This is a genomic window from Peribacillus sp. NPDC097197 (assembly GCF_050278025.1).
In the GTDB taxonomy this organism is placed as follows: domain Bacteria; phylum Bacillota; class Bacilli; order Bacillales; family DSM-1321; genus Peribacillus.
On sequence record NZ_JBNNST010000004.1, the window covers coordinates 229,755 to 251,208 of the forward strand.

Here is a 21,454-nt window from a genome sequence, read left to right on the forward strand (position 1 = left end):
ACAGAGCTATTATATTGAAATGTATTCTTCAGGTAAGATACCCCAGAGGGAAATTTACTTAACCCCACTTCACCTATATTCATCTTCCGCTTCTAATAAATACAGGCTTATTCTTTAAAATTGATGAGTATTTTTTGTAGAGCTAATATAAAAAAACCCCCTATCCAAAGGATAGGGGGTTACTACTTATTAAACTTCGTCGCTTCCGAAGAAGTTACGGAATTGTTGAATCGCTGTATCACGGTTTAACGCTGCAATCGAGGTTGTCAATGGAATACCTTTAGGGCAAGACTGCACACAGTTTTGTGAGTTACCGCAGTTTGCAAGGCCGCCATCTGACATGATTGTGTTTAAACGTTCTGCTTTGTTCATTGCACCAGTTGGATGTGCGTTGAATAAACGAACTTGTGATAATGGTTGTGGTCCCATGAAGTTGGAGTTGTCATTTACGTTCGGACAAGCTTCCAAACATACGCCACAAGTCATACATTTAGATAATTCATATGCCCATTGACGTTTCTTTTCTGGCATACGTGGTCCTGGTCCAAGATTATACGTACCATCAATTGGAATCCAAGCTTTTACCTTTTTCAATGAATCGAACATACGGCTACGATCGACTTGAAGGTCACGCACAACCGGGAAAGTACGCATTGGAGCAAGACGTACAGGCTGTTCTAACTGGTCAATAAGGGCTGTACAAGATTGTCTTGGCTTACCATTGATGACCATTGAACAGGCACCACAAACTTCTTCAAGACAGTTCATGTCCCATGCGATTGCAGTTGTATGTTTACCTTCTACCGTTACCGGATTACGACGAATTTCCATCAAAGCGGAAATGACGTTCATATTCGGACGGTATGCTAATTCAAATTCCTCATCATAAGGAGCTGAATCCGGTGTATCTTGGCGAGTAATAATAAAACGAACTGTTTTAGTCTCAGATTTAGTTTCAACCATTTTTATGCTCCCCCTCTTTAATGTGTAGTCGTGTAATCACGTTTACGTGGTGCAATCAGTGATACATCAACATCTTCATAATGGAATGCAGGAGCTTTGTCTGCTCCTTGGAATGTAGCCATTGTTGTTTTCATGAACTTTTCATCATTACGTTCTGGGAAGTCAGGTTTGTAATGCGCTCCACGGCTTTCATCACGGTTAAGAGCACCGATTGTGATTACACGGGCCAATTGCATCATGTTTTGAAGCTGTCTAGTAAAGGCAGCACCTTGATTGCTCCATTTAGCCGTGTCATTGATGTTGATTTTTTTGTAACGTTCCATCAACTCAAGAATTTTATTGTCTGTTTCTTTAAGTTTGTCATTGTAACGAACTACAGTAACATTGTTTGTCATCCATTCACCAAGTTCTTTGTGAAGGATATATGCGTTTTCATTACCATTAAGAGACATGATAGAATTCCATTTCTCTTGTTCTTGTTTTTGGTAGCCTTCATATAATGAAGAAGGAAGAGAATCTGATGTTTTATCAAGTCCTTGAATGTATTTAACAGCATTCGGACCAGCCACAGAACCACCATAAATGGCTGAAAGAAGTGAGTTCGCACCTAAACGGTTACCACCATGTTGTGAATAATCACACTCACCAGCAGCGAATAGACCTTTGATGTTTGTCATTTGGTCATAATCTACCCAAAGTCCACCCATAGAATAGTGAACCGCAGGGAAAATTTTCATTGGCACTTTATGAGGATCTTCACCGACGAATTTCTCATAAATTTCAATGATTCCGCCTAATTTAACATCTAGTTCATGTGAATCTTTATGTGAAAGGTCAAGGTAGACCATGTTTTCTCCGTTAATACCCAATTTCATATTAATACATACGTCGAAAATTTCACGTGTTGCAATATCACGAGGTACCAGATTACCATAAGCCGGGTATTTCTCTTCTAGGAAGTACCATGGTTTTCCGTCTTTATATGTCCAGATACGTCCACCTTCACCACGAGCGGATTCACTCATTAAGCGAAGTTTATCATCACCAGGGATTGCTGTCGGGTGAATTTGGATGAACTCACCGTTCGCATAATGTGCACCTTGTTGATAGACGATAGATGCTGCTGAACCTGTATTGATCATAGAGTTAGTAGATTTACCGAAAATGATTCCAGGGCCACCGCTCGCCATGATGACTGCGTCGCCAGGGAATGATTGAATTTCCATTGAAGTCAAGTTCTGAGCTACGATACCACGTGCTGTTTGATCATCATCGATAACAGCTCCAAGGAATTCCCAGCCTTCATATTTCGTTACAAGGCCTTGTACTTCGTAACGACGAACTTGCTCGTCCAATGCATAGAGTAATTGCTGACCAGTTGTTGCACCAGCAAATGCAGTACGGTGAAATTGTGTTCCACCAAAACGGCGGAAATCAAGTAGACCTTCCGGCGTACGGCTAAACATAACACCCATACGGTCAAACATATGGATAATAGATGGTGCTGCATCACACATTGCTTTAACTGGAGGTTGATTTGCTAAGAAATCCCCACCATATACTGTATCATCAAAGTGAAGCCATGGAGAATCGCCTTCACCTTTCGTATTTACTGCCCCGTTGATTCCGCCTTGCGCACAAACAGAGTGAGATCGTTTTACTGGAACTAATGAGAATAAATCAACATGTTGTCCTAACTCTGCTGCTTTGATCGTAGCCATTAAACCAGCTAGACCTCCACCGACGATAATAATTTTACCTTTACCCAATTGTGTCACTCCCTTATTCCATTAGAAAAGCTATGTTTTTCCTAGTACGTATAATTAATTTCTTCTGCTACTTATACGAAAGCGAAAACTGCACTAATTCCTATATAAGAAAGAAGAACGAAAATGATCAAAGTAACATATGTCATAACTCTTTGCGATTTAGGTGAAACTGTTAGTCCCCAACTTACTGCGAATGACCATAATCCATTGGCAAAATGGAAAATAGCAGAAACAATACCAACAATGTAGAACGCGATCATGAATGGATTAGAGAAAATCTCAGCCATCATATCAAAATCTACTGTTGCCCCAAATGCTGCTTGAACCCTTGTTTCCCAGATGTGCCAAACAAGGAAAATCAAAGTTATGATTCCTGATAAACGTTGTAGCATGAACATCCAGTTACGGAAGAAACTGAATCTTCCTAAGTTGTTCTTTGCCGTAAAAGCGATATAAATCCCATAAATAGCATGGAAAATTAATGGTAGATAGATAATTACACATTCCACCACGATTTTCAATGGAGTAAATTCGATTAAATGAACTGCCCCATTAAATGTCTCTGCTCCCTTTGTTGCCATAAAGTTAACCGATAAATGGAAAATTAGGAATAGACCGATTGGTAATACCCCTAGAAGTGAATGAAGCCTACGATTCCCAAACTCACGATTCTTTGCCACTAAGTGCCCCCCCTTAATTTGTCAAAACTCATACGAAGATGGTTATCTTTTATCTCCGCGTGAAAATAAAGTATAGAGTTAAACCGCTCTCTATACTTTCTTACAATTATGTGACAAGTCCATTTTACTCCTGACTTCAATGTGCGTCAAGAAAACGGATACAAGATTTCTCTTTTTTAGAATAAATATTATCAATAAATTAATAAGGTTTTGGGTGTTCATTTACAAGTAATATGAAAAAACTAACTATTTTTTTAATATATTGAGATAATTTAACATATTTTTACATTTTTCTGTTGAAATATTAAAAAAAACTGTATAAATCGCAAAAGGAAAACGTTTATAATAGATTTACAGAAAGAGGCGATAATACATGAAAAAAAATATTGCTGCAGCTATAGAAGAAGAAATCCAAACAGATGAATTCCAAGTTCCAGCTTTCGGGTATGAACTGATCAGGGAAACTTTATTGAACGATATCCTGGGGAAAGATTCTTATCAGATCTTATATTGGGCGGGTAAACAACTCGCAAGGAAATTCCCTTTGAATGGCGATCAGGAATTGGTTGCATTTTTCCATAATGCAGGCTGGGGCCATCTTGAAATCATAAAGCTTTCCAAATCCGAGATGGAGTTATCCTTGTCAGGAGAAATGGTCGCCCGTCGTCTGGATCTATATCCCGACAGTCATTTTCAACTTGAAGCAGGGTTTCTTGCCGAACAATTTACCTTACAAAAAAGGTTCATCAGTGAAGCTACGGAAGAAGTCAAACGTCGTGCAAAAAAAGTCGACTTCACCATCTGCTGGGATCCGAAAGATCCCATTTAACGACTTCATCAAAATGGTTGAAATGTAAGGAACCTAGGTCAAGTTTGACTATTTCCAAGTGGTCTTCTTCCATGAGTGATTCTTTAACTAGTACTCACATCCATAACACAAAACAGCATATACGATACATAAAATAGAAATTATTGGTGTGTAATTCCAAATCTTCTTTTCCTAATGGCTATATAATAAGAAGAAAGTAATCTTTTTTTGGATAGATTGTACCCTAATTTAAACAAAAGGAGTCAAATAACCTGAGTCCCCCTCACTCTCGGACTCAGGTTATCGGACTCCTTTTTTTCATGACCGATAATCATTTAACACCATTACTTTGAAATTGAAGGAATTCTCGTTCTGAACATAACACGAAGTGTCCTGGTTTCACTTCTCGCATTTTGACTTCCTCATCCGCCGTATAAGCATGTGTAGCGGGATTATAGCCCTTCCGTTGCCTAGTCCGTTCCAATTCTGGATCCGGAAGCGGAATCGCAGATAACAGGGATTGTGTGTACGGATGTATCGGGTTGTTATAAAGCTCTTCACTTGGTGCAAGCTCCACTAACTTCCCAAAGTACATGACGCCGATTCTGTCACTGATATACTTGACCATCGATAAATCATGGGCAATGAATAAATATGTTAAGTTTTTTTCTTTTTGAAGCTTTTTCAACAGATTGACTACCTGTGCCTGAATGGACACGTCCAGTGCTGAAATTGGTTCATCCGCGATGATGAATTCCGGTTCCACGGCAAGTGCCCGCGCAATTCCAATTCGCTGGCGCTGTCCCCCTGAGAATTCGTGCGGATACCGATTTGCATGTTCGCGATTTAGCCCGACTGTTTCGAGTAAATGGTAAACCCGTTCCATGCGCTCTTCTTTTGTCTTAGCCAGCCCATGGTTATCGATGCCTTCTGCGATAATATCGGCAATCTTCATTTTAGGATTCAAGGATGCATATGGATCTTGAAAAATCATTTGCATCTTTCTGTTCATATCTTTCAATTTTTTCCTCGATTTCTTTCCATGGACATTTTCCCCTTTGAAAAGCACCTCGCCATCGGTTGCATCATACAGGCGAATGATTGTACGTCCTGTTGTCGATTTACCGCAACCTGACTCCCCAACAAACCCAAGCGTTTCCCCTTGATAAATATCAAAAGAAATATCATCGATTGCTTTCACCATATTAGGCTTTCCGTTATTGAAGTATTGTTTTAAATGTTTGACTTCCACGAGTTTTTCACGTTGTTCCATTATTTAGCGACCCCCTGAACGAACTGCTTCATGCGTTTTTGTACAGCTAGAGGCGGTGTCACCTCAGGTGCATCCGGATGTAAAAGCCATGTGGCTGCATAATGCGTTTCGGATACTTTGAATACGGGTGGCTGTTGTTCTAAATCAATCTGCATTGCATATTCATTTCTCGGAGCAAACGCGTCACCTTTTGGCGGATTCAGCAAATTGGGCGGAGTGCCCGGGATCGTGTACAATTCATGTTCCCCCGTATCTTCGAGGCTAGGCATGGAACTGATAAGTCCCCATGTATAAGGGTGCTGCGGATTATAAAAGATTTCATCCGCCGTACCTATTTCAACGATTTTCCCTGCATACATCACAGCTACACGATCCGCTATGTTCGCAACCACTCCCAGATCATGGGTGATGAAGATAATCGATGTTTCTATTTTCTTTTGTAAATCCTTCATCAATTCAAGAATTTGAGCTTGAATGGTCACATCCAATGCAGTCGTAGGCTCATCCGCAATCAATACTTTGGGGTTACACGCCAAAGCTATCGCGATGACCACACGTTGTCTCATTCCTCCCGAAAATTGGTGGGGATATTGTTCGAAACGTTGCTTAGCATTAGGAATTCCCACAAGTTCCAATAGTTCGATTGAACGTAACTTCGCCGCCGCCTTACTGACGTTTTGATGCTTTAAAATGGGCTCCATTATCTGTTTGCCCACCTTGATTGTTGGGTTCAATGAAGTCATTGGATCTTGGAAAATCATCGAAATATCTTTACCTCTGACCTTTTGCATATCCTTATTAGAAAGTTTGGCCAGATCCTTTCCTTCAAAAAGGATTTCACCACTTTTAATTTCTGAATTATTTGCTGGCAATAATCTCATGATTGATTTGGATGTCACGGACTTACCCGATCCGGATTCTCCTACAATCGCCAAGGTTTCCCCTTTTTTCAGTTCAAAATTCACACCCCGGATTGCCTGGACTTCACCAGAAAAGGTATGAAACGATACATGTAAATCTTTCACTTCCAATAAGTTTTCCATTTCATTTCCTCCTTCTCTTAATCTCGCATTTTTGGATCCAATGCATCACGAAGCCCATCGGCGATCATATTGAAGCAAACCATGATCAGACTGATGAAAAATGCTGGGAATAACATCAGATGTGGGTATAGTCTAAGCGTTTTGAATCCATCGTTGATCAACGTCCCAAGGGATGCGAGTGGTGATTGTAGACCCAGTCCAATGAAACTCAAGAAAGCTTCGAAGAATATCGCACTCGGAATGGTGAACATTGTATTGATGATGATGACGCTCGCTAAGTTTGGTAGCAAATGTTTTAAAATGATCTTGAAATTTGAGCTTCCCAATGTCCGCGAAGCCAAGACGAATTCTTGTTCTTTTAATTTCATCACCTGAGCACGAACGACACGGGACATGCTTGTCCAGCTCGTAATGGCTAGGGCAATCGTGATGGACATGATCCCAGGCTCGAAAACAAGGATCATCAAAATGACCACAACTAGGTTAGGGACACCTGAAACGACTTCGACAATACGTTGCATGACATTATCAAGTTTCCCGCCGTAATATCCGGAAATGGCTCCATACGCTACACCGATAAGCATATCAAGCAAAGCCGCTAAAAAGGCGATATACAAAGATATTTGAATCCCCTTGGCCACTCGGGTAAGTACATCCCGGCCAAGTCCGTCCGTTCCGAACCAGTAATGTTCTTCAATGTTTTTTTGTTCGTAAACATCCACCACATTACCATTGGCCATTGTCCTTGTACCATCAAAAGGAAGCCAACTTACATTTTCCAATCCTGGAATTTTCGCTGGTAAATTGGTTCTCTTTAAATCTTGTTCATCTAATCCATGTCCACTAATAAGGGGACCCACCCAAGCAAAAATAAAGACCAAAGCAATTAAAACCATACTGACTAGGGCTGCTTTATTTTTACGGATACGCATCCAAGAATCCTGCCAGAAACTTATGCTTGGTTTATTGATCGCTTCGCTTATGGTGGCGTCCATAATGGCAGGCGCAAATTGACTTTTTGACATTCTCACTATTTTGTTTGCCATTATTTTTCCCCCCCTGCTAACCTAATACGTGGATCGATAATACCGTAGAGAATGTCGACCAATAGAACGATGACGATAAAGAGGAATGAAAACAGCAATGTCGTTCCCATGATTACCGAGTAATCATTCACCGTTATCGATTTAACGAATTGTTCCCCGATTCCAGGTATACCGAATATTTGTTCAATGACGAGTGAACCAGTCATAAGTGACACTGTTAATGGTCCGAGTACAGTTATGACAGGAATCAAAGCATTTCGCAGTCCATGTTTAAACGCCACTTCAAAATTACTTGCCCCCTTCGCTTTAGCGAGGATGATATAATCCGAACCGAGTACATCGATCATTTCCGTCCTCATGAAACGTGCAGATGTGGCTATAGGGAACATCGCTAAGGCAAGCGTTGGCATAATGCTATACTCCCAACCCTTCCAGAACATGACGGGCAGCCATCCCATCTTCACTCCAACATAATATTGCAGCAAACCGGCAAACACGAAACTTGGTATCGATTTACCCAAGACCGCTATGAATGTTGTTCCATAATCGACCCATGTATTTTGTTTGAGGGCTCCTATCACACCCAGAATAATCCCAAATATCGTTCCGAAAAACATCGCTTGAAATCCTAATACCAAGGAAGGCTGAATCCTTTCGCCCAGCAATTGCGTAACTGGTGTATTATTGAATTGAAACGAAACTCCTAAATCTCCCTGAACTAGGTTCAGCATGTATTTCCCATACTGGACAGGCACCGGCTCATTCAATCCATACTTGTTCTCCATGATTTGGAATTGAGCCTCCGATAACTTGCTTGCATTTGCAAATGGAGAGCCCGGGATCAACTTCATGAGGAAGAACGTCAAGCTCGCGATGATAAACAAAGTAATTAACATATATATGATCCGTTGCGTTAGATATCTGGCCATTTGTACACCTCACAAAATAAAATTCTCACTTTTTCGACAATAGTTTTATAGTGAAAAGAGAGTATATACTAGTGATATACTCTCTTTTCTAGTTTGTTTTAGAAGATGCTTATTCTACTACTGTTACGCCTTTGTAGTAATAATGTGGTCCTAAGTCACTCTTAACAATTCCTTTGACTTTAGGATTTACTAGGATGTTCTCTACTCGTTGGTAAATTGGTGCGATTCCGAAGTCTTCAGTCAAGAAAAGCTTTTCAGCATCTTGCATGGCTTTCGCATATGCTGCCGGATCGTCCGTCAATTCGTTTGTGGCTTTATTGATCAGTGCATCGTATTCTGGATTAGAATAGTCCATTTCATTATTTGTTCCACCTGTTAACCAAAGATCGGTAAATGAGATGGCATCTTTATAATCCGGTCCCCAACCTGATACGACCAAGTCATAATCGCCTTTTTTCGTACGGTCCAATCGAATCGAGAATGGAACGCTTTCGACTTTGATTGTTAAACCAGGAAGGTTTTTCTCTAATTGGTTCTTCATATACTCACCGATTTTTTTCGCAGAATCGGTTTCATCCCCCATATATCGAAGGGTAAGTTCCTTCACGCCCAACTCTTTTAATCCTTTTTCCCAAGCAGCTTTTGCTTCTTTTGCGTTAAACGTAATCAAATCTTCATTTGCCGAACGGAAATCTTTTCCATCATAACTAACGAAATCTTTTGGCACGAAGTAGTTGGCTGCTACTGAACCATCGCCCAACACGCTTGATGCAAGATCTTCTTTATTGAAAGCTTTTGCAAGCGCTTCGCGGATATTGACATTCTTAAGTGCTTCATTTTTCTGGTTCATCTTCATCCAGAATACCGTTGGTGCCAAGTTGGTTTGTAACCGCTCGTCCCCTTCATATTGTGGGACCAGTTCAGATGTCAGTAAATCCGTAATGTCTGCTTCACCAGCTTCAAATGCATTAACTTGCGCATTGTTATCTTTTGAAACATTGACCGTGATTTTCTCTAATTTAACTGAATCTGCATCGCGGTAATTCTTGTTCTTTTGAAGTTCCCATTCTGTCGCAGTTGGGCCATTCCAAGAACTCATGACAAAGGGACCATTGTATAAGAGCGTTTCTGCACTTGTAGCGTACTTGTCACCTTGTTCTGTAACGAACTTTTCGTTTTGCGGGAAGAATGTCGCAAACGATAAATACTCTTTCCAGTATGCAAGTGGTTTTTCAAACGTAATTTCCAATGTTTTGTCGTCAACCGCTTGCACACCAAGGCTGTCTAAATCGTATTTTTTCTTTTCAGCAGCTGCCTTCGTAATTTCTGTTGCACCTGCGATTTTGCCATTCATCATATATGGACCATATTCAGAAGCTACTTCAGGATCCATCGCCCGTTTAAAAGCAAAAACGAAATCATTTGCCGTAACTGGGTCACCGTTCGACCACTTTGAATCTATTAATTTAAACGTATATGTTTTTCCGTCTTCACTGACTTCAGGTTCTCCGTCAACAAGAGCCGGCACTGTCTCTCCGTCCTTATCAATAGTATATAAGCCTTCGTTCACATTGTTCAAATAGTTGAATCCTACTGTATCTGTTGTTTTAACGGAATCCATGACTGGAATTTCCGATTTACTCATAATACTAATCTCTTGTTTTTCAGCTAATTTCGTTCCATCTGACTTCTTCTCAGAATTATCTGAATTGCCGCCACATGCTGCTAGAATGACGCTAAGAACTAGCATAAGACCAGCAAAGATTGTGATTTTAGACTTTTTCATCTACTTTGACCTTCTTTCTATATTTTAAAATCATATTTTCATTATACTGATTTTTTTGATTTTGTATATAAGTTAGAATAATAAATTATTTCTAAAAAATTAAAAATACTCAAAAACCAAGGAAAACCTAGGTTTTTACTACTTTAAGGCTTTAAAGTGCTGCTTACGCCGTTTTATCGGATTTTTTAGAATACTATTATGTTTTTTACTATCGCTTTTTCATACTATTTCAAAAAATCATTTTTGTTTATTTAGTGTTTTTGATATACTTATAAAAAGAAAATCGAGGTAAAAAGAATGAAAAAAATACTTATAGGTACGGGATTTGGTATCGTGCTATCCATTTTGTTATCCCTTATATTCCATCAAGCTCTCTCTCTATTGAATTTTATTAATATGACCTTTTACATCAGTGGAGGACTGATTCTTCTAGCATTGGTTACTTTCGTCGTCCAACGAGGATTTTTCGACGTAGTCTTTTATAGTTTCCGGAGAGTATTCCAAATACAAAATCAGCATGTAGGGGAGGAAAAAGAAGACATCCCTAAACTTTCCGATATCATCTCCCTTTCCTCTTCCTTCACCCTTGTCGTAGGTCTTATCCTATTTTGCATCATGCTACTCTCTCTAGCCGTCTATTATCTTTAATCTTAATCTTTCCATAGAGTCCGGGCACCGAAAAAGGGCAACCTTTTTTTAGGTGCCCTTTTTCTTTATAAAAGCATTAGGTACATCTTTTCATCAGTTTTAATCAATCAGGCAAGGACTTTGGCGTGCTGTCCCAGTTTGAACGCCTCGTGAAGCGCTTCGACCGCTTTGACCATTTCCTTTTCGTTTACGACGGTAGAAACTTTGATTTCCGAAGTGCTGACCATTTTCACTTGGATCCCTGTATTCGCCATGACTTCAAACATCTCTGCGGCCACTCCGGGATTGGAAACCATTCCTGAACCGACGATAGAGACTTTAGCCAACTCGCCTTCCGTTTCTATACCATCAAATTCCAACTGGCTTTTATTGTTTTCAAGAACCATTAAAGCTGCTTTTGTATCTTCGCTTTTAATAGAGAAAGAGAGATTGGTCGTATCTTCTGATGTCATGCTCTGGATGATGATATCTACATTTATGTGATTTTTCGCCAGTGTCGTGAAAATCGTGGATAATACACCAAGTGACCGAGGCAAGCCGTTCACTGTAACTCTTGTGATGCTATCCTCAAAAGCAATACCCCGTACAATTAAATTCTCTTCCATATTCGCTTCCTCCTCAATGATGGTCCCAGATTCTTTTTCTAAGCTTGAACGGACTTCAAGCGAGATTTGATAGTTTTTTGCATATTCAACGGCCCGTGGGTGCAGGACCCCAGCCCCTAAATGGGCCAGCTCCAACATTTCGTCATAAGATACGGATGTTAATTTCCTGGCGTTTTTTATGTAGCGTGGATCTGTTGTGAAAACACCGGTTACATCGGTATAAATATCGCATCGGTTTGCGTGTAGTGCTGCGGCTATGGCAACCGCCGTTGTATCGGAACCGCCCCGACCCAATGTCGTGATTTCCCCATGTTCATCCATTCCTTGAAAACCGGCAACGATGACGATCTTTTTTGCTTGTAACTGCGCTTGAATTCTGGAAGCATCGATATTTAAAATTCGCGCATTTCCGTGAACGGACTCTGTCTGCATCCCAGCCTGCCAGCCCGTAAAGGATACGGCTTCATGCCCCTTTTCCACCAATGCCATCGTTAACAAGGCAATCGTAACTTGTTCCCCGGTCGTCAATAACATATCCATTTCCCTCTTACTCGGGGATGCGGAAATATCTCTTGCCATGGAAACCAATTCATCCGTTGTCTTCCCCATTGCCGAAACAACGACAACGACGTCATTACCTTTTTCAGCTTCCTCGATTACACGATTAGCGACATGTTTGATTTTCTCGACACTCCCTACAGAAGTACCGCCAAATTTTTGTACAATCAGTGCCATTCTCATGCACCCTCTCTATCTTTTTTAGGCAATAAAAAAAGCAATGAGAATATCTCATTGCTGTGGTTACGTATCCGTTCAGTAATCACAGTGAGATAGCTCTCCAAGGTATCAACCCTGACAATCTGCCATCTTTTAAATGGTCAGACCAGAAAAACAAGGTATGAGTCTTGTTTTCCTTCGGCGTCATTCCCTTTCAAAACCCTTCATTGAAGCTCATACTTCTCTAGGTTTTTACTATTGAATTCCGCACCTCTATCAGCACTTTAAATTGTCTTGTTTAAAAATCCCTTTTAAGCATAGCATAGGAAAAAGACACTCGCAAGGTCATTCTTGTAATTTTCTAAAGATTCCATCCGCTACATTTTTAGGCATTCCCGCTTCGATTATCTGTTCGACTGAGGCCTCTTTCATTTTTTTCAATGACCCGAAATGCCGTAACAGCTGCTTTCTTCTTTTCTCACCTACACCTGGAATATCATCCAGAAGTGAATGAATGGCATTTTTCCCACGAAGCTGGCGATGGAAGGTAATCGCGAACCGATGCACTTCATCTTGGATTCTTTGTAGCAAGTAAAATTCCTGACTTCGCGAATCAAGTGGAATCAGTTCGAGCGGGTTTCCAATCATCAATTGGGATGTCCTGTGTTTTTCATCCTTAATAAGGCCAGAAAGCGGAATATCGAGACCGAGTTCATTTTCCAAAATGTCCCGAACGGCCTCCACATGTCCTTTCCCTCCATCGATGATGATCAAGTCAGGAAGTGGAAGGCCATCTTTTAAGACGCGTGAATATCTTCTTCGGACAACTTCACGCATCGATTCGTAATCATCAGGCCCTTTCACCGTTTTAATTTTATACTTTCGATACTCCCGCTTTTCCGGCTTGCCATCAATGAAAACGACCAAAGCAGATACAGGATCACTTCCTTGAATATTCGAGTTATCAAAAGCCTCGATACGATGTGGAGTGTAGATGCCTAACTTATCCCCTAAATTCTCCACTGCCTTGATCGTTCTTTCTTCATCCCGTTCAATTAATGAGAACTTCTCTTGAAGGGCGATGGAGGCGTTTTTATTTGCCAATTGCAGCATATCCTTTTTCGCGCCCCTTTTCGGATGAAGCGTTTTTACACCAAGCAAGCTCTCCGCCAGCTCGGCATCAACAGACTCCGGCAACAATATCTCTTTTGGCTTAAAGTGATTGGCCTTTTCATAAAACTGTCCGAGATACGTAAGAAGCTCCTGTTCCGGTTCATCGTAGACCGGAAAGAGCGAAACATCTCTTTCAATCAGTTTCCCTTGTCGCACAAAAAATACTTGTACGCACATCCACCCTTTATCATAGGCAAAACCGAATACGTCCCTGTCAATGAAATCAGTCGTCATCATTTTCTGTTTTTCCATTGTAATCTCGATGTGGGCAATTTTATCCCGATATTCCTTCGCCCGTTCAAAATCGAGCATTTCAGAGGCTTCAAGCATTTTTTCCGTGAGTTCTTTCTTTATCTCGGTATGACCGCCATTTAAAAATCGGTTAATATCATCGACGATTTGCTTATATTCCCGTTCCTCTACATCATAAACGCAAGGGGCCAAGCACTGGCCAAGGTGGTAATATAGGCAGACACGGTCTGGAAGCGTATTACATTTCCTTAATGGATAGATCCGATCCAGAAGTTTTTTCGTTTCATTGGCCGCAAAAGCATTGGGATAAGGACCAAAGTATTTCCCTTTATCTTTTTTGACTTTTCTCGTGATGATCAAACGCGGGTGTTTTTCAGCCGTCAACTTGATGAATGGGTAGGTCTTGTCATCCTTCAACATGACGTTATATTTTGGATCGTGTTTTTTGATTAAATTCAGTTCTAAAATAAGCGCCTCGATATTGGAGGAGGTAACGATATACTCGAAATCCTCGATTTCATTTACGAGCCTGAATGTTTTCCCATCATGTGAGCCCGTGAAATATGAGCGGACGCGGTTTTTCAATACTTTCGCCTTGCCAACATAAATGATCGTTCCCTGACGATCCTTCATTAAATAACAACCAGGCTGATCAGGGAGAAGGGCAAGTTTATTCTTTATCCGTTGATTCATGCATTCAGCCTCCTGTTCTCCCATTCTACAATCAATTATATATCAAGATACAAAAAAAAGCTTCAAGTCCGTAGACCTGAAGCTCTTCCTTCATTCAAATTAAGCGTGTTTAGCAAGAAGTTCAGCAAGAGCTTCCTTCGGTTGGAATCCAACCACTTTATCCACAACTTCACCGTCTTTAAGAACGATTAAAGTAGGGATGCTCATAACGCCGAATTTTCCAGCTGTTTCTTGGTTTTCATCAACGTCCACTTTTACGATTTTTGCTTTGTCGCCAATTTCTTCATCTAACTCGTGAAGAACAGGAGCGATCATTTTGCATGGTCCACACCATGGAGCCCAAAAGTCTACAAGAACGACACCTTCATTAGTATCTGCTGTGAATGTTTGATCAGTTGAATTTACGATAGCCATATATTTTATCCTCCTAAAATGTACTCAAATAACTATAGACAGTATAACATTGTAACAGGAACAGATGCTATTATTTTGCTTCAATGGTAGCATGTCCATAAACAGAGAAAAAATACTGCCTAGAACCTAATAGATTGTCATAAAAAGAAAAGGCGCTTGCCAGTTCATTCCCTGACAGACGCCTTTTCTTTTATATCAACTTACAATTCAAGCATTCACCTTTAACTTTTTGAATTCTTCCGTTAACAATGGGATAACTTCGAATAAGTCCCCGACGATTCCGTAATCGGCCACATTGAAAATATTGGCTTCAGGATCTTTATTGATGGCTACGATGATTTTGGAGTTGGACATCCCTGCTAAATGCTGGATGGCTCCGGAAATTCCGCAGGCAATATAAAGGTCAGGCGTAACAACTTTACCCGTTTGTCCGATTTGCAAAGAGTAATCGCAATAATCAGCATCACACGCACCACGAGAGGCTCCAACTGCTCCCCCAAGAACTTCAGCAAGCTCTTTCAAAGGTTCGAAACCATCTTCACTTTTCACACCTCGCCCACCGGCGATGACCACTTTCGCTTCTGAAAGGTCGACCCCTTCACTTGCCTTTCTTACTACATCCTTGATAATTGTACGTAAATCTTTAATATCCACATTTAATGTAGATACATCCCCAGAACGGGACTCATCTTTCGATAGAGGTTCAATGTTATTCGGACGGATTGTCGCGAATACAATACCGTCTGTGACGATTTTCTTTTCAAAGGCTTTACCTGAATATATCGGGCGAGTGAAAACAATATTTCCGCCTTCTTCTTCAATGGACGTCACATCTGAAATCAAACCTGATTCCAGCTTGCCAGCTAATTTAGGAGCCAAGTCTTTCCCTAATGCCGTATGACCGAAGAAAATGCCTTCTGGTTTTTCTTGCTCGATAATAGCTAGTAAACTTTGAGCATATCCATCTGATGTATATTGTTTTAATTGATTGTTTTCGACCACTACCACTCGGTCGGCACCATACTGAATCAATTCACTCCCAAAAGACTGAACACTGTCACCAACTAAAACACCTACGATTTCTCCGCCGTCTGCAGCAAGTTTAGCCGCTCCGATAGCTTCGAACGATACATTTCTAAGAGAACCATCGCGTACTTCGCCCAATACAAGAAACTTTCTAGCCATTTTTAAAAACCTCCTGTGCTCTATTTTATCTTTTTGTTGTGTTTTATTTTCAATAGAAATCCTTCTATTAAATTACTTTTGCTTCACTGCGTAATAATTGAACAAGTTCGCTAACTTGGTTCGGAATCTCACCATTCAATACTTTACCAGCTTCTTTTTTGGCTGGAAGGAAGATCTCAATCGTTTTTGTTTTTGCCTCGACATCGTCTTCTTCCAAATCCAAATCATCCAATTCCAACTCTTCAAGCGGTTTCTTCTTCGCTTTCATGATCCCCGGTAAAGATGGATAACGAGGCTCGTTCAAACCTTGCTGCGCCGTTACCAGCAGTGGAAGTGAGGCTTCGATTGTTTCTGAATCCCCTTCTACATCACGGATAACGCTTACATTTCCACCTGAAATGCTTAATTTCGTAATGGTTGTGATATAAGGGATATCCAATATTTCTGCTACACGCGGTCCTACTTGTCCAGATCCACCATCAATGGCCACGTTACCTGCAATGATCAGATCAGCTTCTTTATCTTTTAAGTACTCTCCAATAATTTTGGCAGTCGTGAATTGATCGCCATTTTCTATGTCGTCTTCGATATTTATTAGAACAGCTTTGTCAGCACCCATAGCAAGCGCTGTACGCAATTGTTTTTCAGCCTCTTCAGAACCGACGGAAATAACCGTTACTTCTCCACCTTGAGCATCACGCACTTGGATGGCTTCTTCTACGGCATACTCATCGTATGGATTGATGATGAATTCTGCTCCATCCTCATTAATTTTCCCGTTAGAAAGCGTAATTTTTTCTTCTGTATCAAATGTTCTTTTCAGTAGCACATAAATGTTCACGATAATACCTCCCGAATAATTTGAGTTTTGAAGATTGTGTTTTTTAGGCATACTTATAATGGTATTCTTCAGAATTCCTTAAAATCCTGCATTTTTTTTAAATATAAGTAATAAATTTACTAATCAAAAGGATGGCTTAAGGATCATTCTCCTTTAAATACCGGTTCCCTTTTATTTATAAAAGCATCGATTCCCTCTTTTGCATCAGCGCTGTCAAAGGCTTCTCCGAATAGGACGGTTTCCTTTTCTACACCTTTATAGTAGGAATCACCCTTCGAATAATTCAATAGTTCGATAGCGGACTTCAAGGCTAGCGGGCTTTTCTTGACAATCTTAGCGGCCAATTCCTTAGCTTTAGGCAATAATTCTTCATCAGTGTAAGCGTGGTTTGCCAATCCCCACTGTACAGCTTGTTGACCCGTTATTGGCTCACTCGTAAATAGCATTTCAGCAGCTTTTGCCGTTCCAACATACCGTGGTAGGCGCTGTGAGCCAGCATATCCAGGAATCAATCCAAGTTGCAGCTCAGGCAAACCTAATTTTGCACGTTCAGTTACTAACCGAATGTGACAGGCCATGGCCAGTTCCAGTCCTCCGCCAAGAGCAGCTCCGTGAATGGCTGCAATTACCGGCTTTGGAAACGATTCGATTCTCTCAAACACAGATTGACCATTTTGGGCTAGTTTCACAAAGGCTTTACCGTTTTCCACACTAGTGAATTCTTTAATATCCGCTCCAGCAGAGAAGAACCTTCCCTCACCATGGAGTAACACCACACGCACTTCTTCATTGCTTTCGATTTGATCGAAAGCCTGTGATAATTCTTCCACAATAGCGGAAGAAAGAGCGTTAGCAGGTGCATGGTTTATCGATATAATAGCAACGCGATCTTCGATTGCGAGTGTAAGGTATTCCATATTGATCTCCCCCATCATAGTCAAACTTTTTTGAAAATTCGTTATGTACTTCGGTAAAAGGCAGGTAGCCAAATGGCTAGAGGATGGGTCTGGCCATCCTCTATTTTGTCTTTACCGTTTCGTGCCACAACCACCGAGTAGAAGGCGATGAACATCTGACGCAAGGTCAGCAAGTGAATATTTTTGTTCATTCATCACCCAAGTTGTTGCCGTTTCATCAATCGTTCCAAAAATCATTTGCCTTGCGAGTAAGTTATTTAAATCAGGCAGGAATTCACCATTTTCTTTCCCATCGGTAATGATTTGATCAATTACATTTAAATATCCTTTTAATACTTCATTAATCCTAAGTCGTAATTCTTTGTTTGACTGTCTTAATTCCAATTGAGTGACAATTGCTAAATTCACGTCTTCTGAAAGGATTTGAAAATGTTTTTGAATTAATAGGAACAGTTTTTCTGAAACTGATGTCTTACCCTTTAATTCTTCTTCAATTTGTTCTACAAAGTAGCCCATTTTTTCATGAAATAATGATATTAAAATATCTTCTTTATTCTTAAAATAAAGATATATAGTACCATCTGCCACGCCTGCTTGCTTGGCAATTTTTGATACTTGCGCTTGGTAATAACCATTTTGTGCGATGACGATAACAGCTGCATCAATAATTTGGTTATACTTTGGTTTGTTGCGTTTCACTGGATGTCCCCTTTCAGAAAATGAATGAATCATCATTCATATTTCTATCATAAAATGATGACTCTCTACTGTCAAGCAAAAACTTCCATAGAGTCATAACATCCTTTTTCCATTCTACCCCTCATTACTTAAGGTTGTCCAGTTGTTCCGCAAACGGAGCTCACTATTACAGCTCCGTAAGATGTTTACGCCTCCTTTTTTTCTGGTGGGATTTTTTTCTTTTCCTCATCAATTAGGACTCTCCTCAAGATCTTACCAATGGTCGTTTTAGGTAGTTCCTCTCTAAATTCATAAAGACGTGGTACCTTATAGGAAGCTAAGCTCTTTCTCACAAACTGATTCAATTCCTCTTCCGTTACACTTGCCCCGTTCTTCAATACAACATAGGCTTTGACGGTTTCCCCACGATATGGATCAGGAATTCCTGCCACTACTACTTCCTGTATGGCCTCATGTTCATACAGAACCTCTTCCACCTCACGTGGATAAATATTAAATCCACCTGCAATTATTGTATCCTTCTTGCGTTCCACTACATAAAAGAACCCTTTTTCATCCATATAACCTAAATCACCCGTAAGAAGCCAGCCGTTTTTAAATGTGTTTTCCGTGTCTTCAGGACGATTCCAATAGCCCTTCATAACCTGGGGCCCCTTAATCGCTATTTCACCGATTTCATTTGGCGGAAGTTCTTCACCCGTTTCCAACGAAAGGATCACTGAGTCTGTATCCGGCCAAGGCAAACCGATGCTTCCTTTGACCCGAGGTTGATCCCAAATGAAATTGGCATGGGTAACTGGAGATGTCTCCGAAAGACCAAAACCTTCAACTAGCTTTCCACCCGTCACTTTCTCAAATTGCTCCTGAACTTCTAATGGTAGGGGTGCCGATCCACTCATGCACGCTTCAATGGAGGACAGGTCATACTTGGAGACGTCAGGATGATTCAATAGGCCGATATACATCGTAGGTGCCCCTGGAAACAATGTCGGTCTCTGCTTTTGAATAGTTTTCAATGTAGACTCGACATCAAACTTCGGCATGATGATCATCGTATTCCCTTCCATAACGGAAAGAATCAAAACTGTCGTCAATCCGTACACATGAAAGAATGGTAGGATAGCCAGAATCCGCTCTTCGCCTCGTTTACATCTATAAAGCCAAGCATTGCACATTTTCGTATTCGCAAGTACATTCTTGTGGGTAAGCATGACACCTTTAGGGAAACCGGTTGTCCCCCCGGTATATTGCAAGAGCGCCAAGTCATTCTCCACATCGATTGGCTCTGCTATTTCTTCTGACATTTTCCGCTTCATGATTTCCGTGAATAAATGATGATTTCCTTCATGCTCCACTTTGACCACTATGCCATATTCCTTCTTTTGAATGAACGGATAGATAAGATTCTTCGGGAAAGGCAAGTACTCCTTGATAGCGGTTACAATAATATGTTCGATTTCCGTACTCCGGGCGACTGCGGTGACACGAGGAAATAATATGTCCATCGCTATGATGATCTTCGCTCCAGAATCCTTCATTTGATGTTCTAATTCACGTTCCGTATAGGTAGGATTCGTTTGGACGACCACTCCACCAGCCATCAAAATTCCAAAAAAGCTGATGACTCCCTGTGGGCAGTTAGGAAGCATGACCGCAACACGCTCTCCCTTTTGGAGACCGATGCTCTTTAAGTAGGATGCAAACTTCGTAGCAGATTCATAAACTTCTTTGAAAGTTAATTCCTTTCCCTGAAAATGTATGGACACCTTATCTGGAAATTCATCTGCAGCCTCCTTCAATAATGAATAAAGAGGTTTATCATCGTAGGTTAAAACGGTTGGTATTTGTTCCGGATACATGGCTTGCCATGGCTTATTGCTCATTTGCCCCCTCCTTCTGAATATTCTTAATACTCATACTCATTATAATACAACCGGTATTTTCTTACAATTACTGTATTCAGAAAAAATAAGCATAAAGGAGGATAATCGGTTGAAGAGGATTTAACTCCTTCGTATTAAAAATATTCATGAGGGGATTTTCGATTCAATTAACAGTTAGGATTAGGCATGACTCCTCGTTCAGTTTCTAACTCTAAACCAATAACGATAGAGTTCTTTAAAACCTAATGTTGCATAAAGATTCCGTGCAGGTTCATTCGTTAACACCACTTGAAGATAGGCGTTATTCGCTCCATTCTCCTTTCCCCAATACAGGAGATTTGTAACGAGTTTCGTTCCATAGCCCCGGTTTCGGTAGGCCTCCTCGGTGGCGATATTAAATAGACCTATGTATTCATCCTCCAGAATACCGAGTCCACATGCTAGCGTTTTCTCCTTTTCATCCGTCAAAAAGATAAAACAGGTAGTTGGAATGATTTGTTCCAGCACCTTCCTGAAAATGGGCTGATTTCTTTTGTGTATGTTATTTAATCTACAAAAATCTGCAAACCGCGCTTCTGGCATCTCTTTATACATGAGCACATTGGTTAAACTCGGTGCTTCCATATGTGCTAATGACAAAGCTTGCACACTGGTCCTACTTTCGATACTATAATTCAAGGCTTCAAGGGTATCGTCTAAATCGTCCGGACTAGCCAGTGGAGTGATTTTATAAGACACCTGGATGTTCCGTTCCAAGAAAGCTTTTTCACTAGATTCTATTTTTCTATTCAGATCTTCATAAGAAGGATAAAGGGGATTTACCGAATTTGCCCTTTTGGTATACCCATCGGCAAAGCGTAAAACCCACCCATCACACAACTGCGTTTGCAATGCCGGCAAAGCGTTCATTGATAGCTCTTCAATTTTCCTTATCAGTTTAGGCTGAACCATTATTTCTTCCTCCATGTACTAGGCTTCGTAAATAATTATATAAAAAAAGAACCCAAATAAAGAAGCGACGCAACGGCCGCTTCTTTTCAGGTCAAGAATACCATATAGATGATTCCGAGCAGAAAAAAAATTCCGCAACAAATAATTAAAACTTTTGCAAGCTTCTCCACAGTTTTCTC

Annotated in this window: 19 protein-coding genes and 1 riboswitch; of the genes, 2 read left to right on the forward strand and 17 right to left on the reverse strand. The window is 40.6% G+C overall.

What is annotated here, in order from left to right; genetic code table 11:
* Nucleotides 1–189: 189 nt before the first annotated feature.
* From sdhB to ACQKL6_RS07790, 3 genes are all read right to left on the reverse strand, one after another.
* Nucleotides 190–963: a succinate dehydrogenase iron-sulfur subunit gene (gene sdhB / locus ACQKL6_RS07780; protein ID WP_402874562.1), complete on the reverse strand. Its 774-nt coding sequence runs from the start codon at nucleotides 961–963 to the stop codon at nucleotides 190–192.
* Nucleotides 964–980: 17 nt separating this feature from the next.
* Entirely contained in the window at nucleotides 981–2,732 is a 1,752-nt protein-coding gene (sdhA, locus tag ACQKL6_RS07785) for a succinate dehydrogenase flavoprotein subunit (protein WP_402874559.1), read from the reverse strand.
* Between the two features lie 71 nt (nucleotides 2,733–2,803).
* Entirely contained in the window at nucleotides 2,804–3,412 is a 609-nt protein-coding gene (locus tag ACQKL6_RS07790; RefSeq protein WP_402986521.1) for a succinate dehydrogenase cytochrome b558 subunit, read from the reverse strand.
* A gap of 373 nt (nucleotides 3,413–3,785) precedes the next feature.
* On the opposite strand from ACQKL6_RS07790, the gene ACQKL6_RS07795 reads away from it, so the two are divergent.
* Nucleotides 3,786–4,241 (forward strand): YslB family protein, encoded by a 456-nt coding sequence (locus tag ACQKL6_RS07795; RefSeq protein WP_402958103.1) that lies wholly within the window; start codon nucleotides 3,786–3,788, stop codon nucleotides 4,239–4,241.
* Nucleotides 4,242–4,551: 310 nt separating this feature from the next.
* Here the strand turns inward: ACQKL6_RS07795 and ACQKL6_RS07800 are convergent, their stop codons facing one another.
* The 5 genes from ACQKL6_RS07800 to ACQKL6_RS07820 all read right to left on the reverse strand — a co-directional run bounded on the left by ACQKL6_RS07800 (nucleotide 4,552) and on the right by ACQKL6_RS07820 (nucleotide 10,297).
* On the reverse strand, nucleotides 4,552–5,493 hold the full coding sequence (locus ACQKL6_RS07800) for an ABC transporter ATP-binding protein (protein ID WP_402986524.1): 942 nt from the start codon (nucleotides 5,491–5,493) through the stop codon (nucleotides 4,552–4,554).
* Nucleotides 5,493–6,536 carry an ABC transporter ATP-binding protein gene (locus tag ACQKL6_RS07805; RefSeq protein WP_402986527.1) on the reverse strand — a complete coding sequence of 348 codons (1,044 nt, stop codon included), beginning with the start codon at nucleotides 6,534–6,536 and terminating at the stop codon, nucleotides 5,493–5,495. Before ACQKL6_RS07805 ends, ACQKL6_RS07800 begins: the two co-directional genes overlap by 1 nt.
* 17 nt (nucleotides 6,537–6,553) lie before the next feature.
* Entirely contained in the window at nucleotides 6,554–7,582 is a 1,029-nt protein-coding gene (gene opp3C / locus ACQKL6_RS07810; RefSeq protein ID WP_402874544.1) for an oligopeptide ABC transporter permease, read from the reverse strand.
* Nucleotides 7,582–8,511, reverse strand: coding sequence for an oligopeptide ABC transporter permease (gene opp3b, locus ACQKL6_RS07815; RefSeq protein WP_427650929.1), 930 nt, complete (start codon nucleotides 8,509–8,511; stop codon nucleotides 7,582–7,584). The genes opp3C and opp3b overlap by 1 nt, the downstream gene beginning before the upstream one ends.
* 109 nt (nucleotides 8,512–8,620) lie before the next feature.
* Nucleotides 8,621–10,297 (reverse strand): peptide ABC transporter substrate-binding protein, encoded by a 1,677-nt coding sequence (locus tag ACQKL6_RS07820; protein ID WP_427650930.1) that lies wholly within the window; start codon nucleotides 10,295–10,297, stop codon nucleotides 8,621–8,623.
* A gap of 297 nt (nucleotides 10,298–10,594) precedes the next feature.
* Here ACQKL6_RS07820 and ACQKL6_RS07825 point away from each other — a divergent pair, with 297 nt between their 5' ends.
* A complete protein-coding gene (locus ACQKL6_RS07825) occupies nucleotides 10,595–10,945 on the forward strand; it encodes a DUF3899 domain-containing protein (RefSeq protein ID WP_403122131.1) in 351 nt (116 codons plus the stop codon).
* Between the two features lie 107 nt (nucleotides 10,946–11,052).
* Here ACQKL6_RS07825 and ACQKL6_RS07830 read toward each other — a convergent pair whose 3' ends face one another.
* From ACQKL6_RS07830 to ACQKL6_RS07870, 9 genes are all read right to left on the reverse strand, one after another.
* The gene (locus ACQKL6_RS07830; protein WP_402874533.1) at nucleotides 11,053–12,285 is read right to left on the reverse strand and encodes an aspartate kinase; all 1,233 of its coding nucleotides are present in this window, start codon (nucleotides 12,283–12,285) and stop codon (nucleotides 11,053–11,055) included.
* Between the two features lie 88 nt (nucleotides 12,286–12,373).
* Nucleotides 12,374–12,551, reverse strand: a riboswitch (Lysine riboswitch).
* 61 nt (nucleotides 12,552–12,612) lie between these two features.
* The gene (gene uvrC / locus ACQKL6_RS07835; RefSeq protein ID WP_402874530.1) at nucleotides 12,613–14,385 is read right to left on the reverse strand and encodes an excinuclease ABC subunit UvrC; all 1,773 of its coding nucleotides are present in this window, start codon (nucleotides 14,383–14,385) and stop codon (nucleotides 12,613–12,615) included.
* Between the two features lie 99 nt (nucleotides 14,386–14,484).
* A complete protein-coding gene (gene trxA, locus ACQKL6_RS07840; RefSeq protein ID WP_402874527.1) occupies nucleotides 14,485–14,799 on the reverse strand; it encodes a thioredoxin in 315 nt (104 codons plus the stop codon).
* A 207-nt stretch (nucleotides 14,800–15,006) separates the two neighbouring features.
* Entirely contained in the window at nucleotides 15,007–15,984 is a 978-nt protein-coding gene (locus tag ACQKL6_RS07845) for an electron transfer flavoprotein subunit alpha/FixB family protein (protein ID WP_427650931.1), read from the reverse strand.
* Between the two features lie 67 nt (nucleotides 15,985–16,051).
* Complete coding sequence (locus tag ACQKL6_RS07850; protein WP_402874521.1) at nucleotides 16,052–16,825, reverse strand: electron transfer flavoprotein subunit beta/FixA family protein; 774 nt, start codon at nucleotides 16,823–16,825, stop codon at nucleotides 16,052–16,054.
* A gap of 143 nt (nucleotides 16,826–16,968) precedes the next feature.
* Nucleotides 16,969–17,742 (reverse strand): enoyl-CoA hydratase, encoded by a 774-nt coding sequence (locus tag ACQKL6_RS07855; RefSeq protein ID WP_427590597.1) that lies wholly within the window; start codon nucleotides 17,740–17,742, stop codon nucleotides 16,969–16,971.
* A 111-nt stretch (nucleotides 17,743–17,853) separates the two neighbouring features.
* A complete protein-coding gene (locus tag ACQKL6_RS07860; RefSeq protein WP_402874515.1) occupies nucleotides 17,854–18,441 on the reverse strand; it encodes a TetR/AcrR family transcriptional regulator in 588 nt (195 codons plus the stop codon).
* Nucleotides 18,442–18,626: 185 nt separating this feature from the next.
* On the reverse strand, nucleotides 18,627–20,324 hold the full coding sequence (locus ACQKL6_RS07865) for an AMP-binding protein (protein ID WP_427650932.1): 1,698 nt from the start codon (nucleotides 20,322–20,324) through the stop codon (nucleotides 18,627–18,629).
* A 198-nt stretch (nucleotides 20,325–20,522) separates the two neighbouring features.
* A complete protein-coding gene (locus tag ACQKL6_RS07870; RefSeq protein WP_427650933.1) occupies nucleotides 20,523–21,275 on the reverse strand; it encodes a GNAT family N-acetyltransferase in 753 nt (250 codons plus the stop codon).
* Nucleotides 21,276–21,454: the final 179 nt, after the last annotated feature.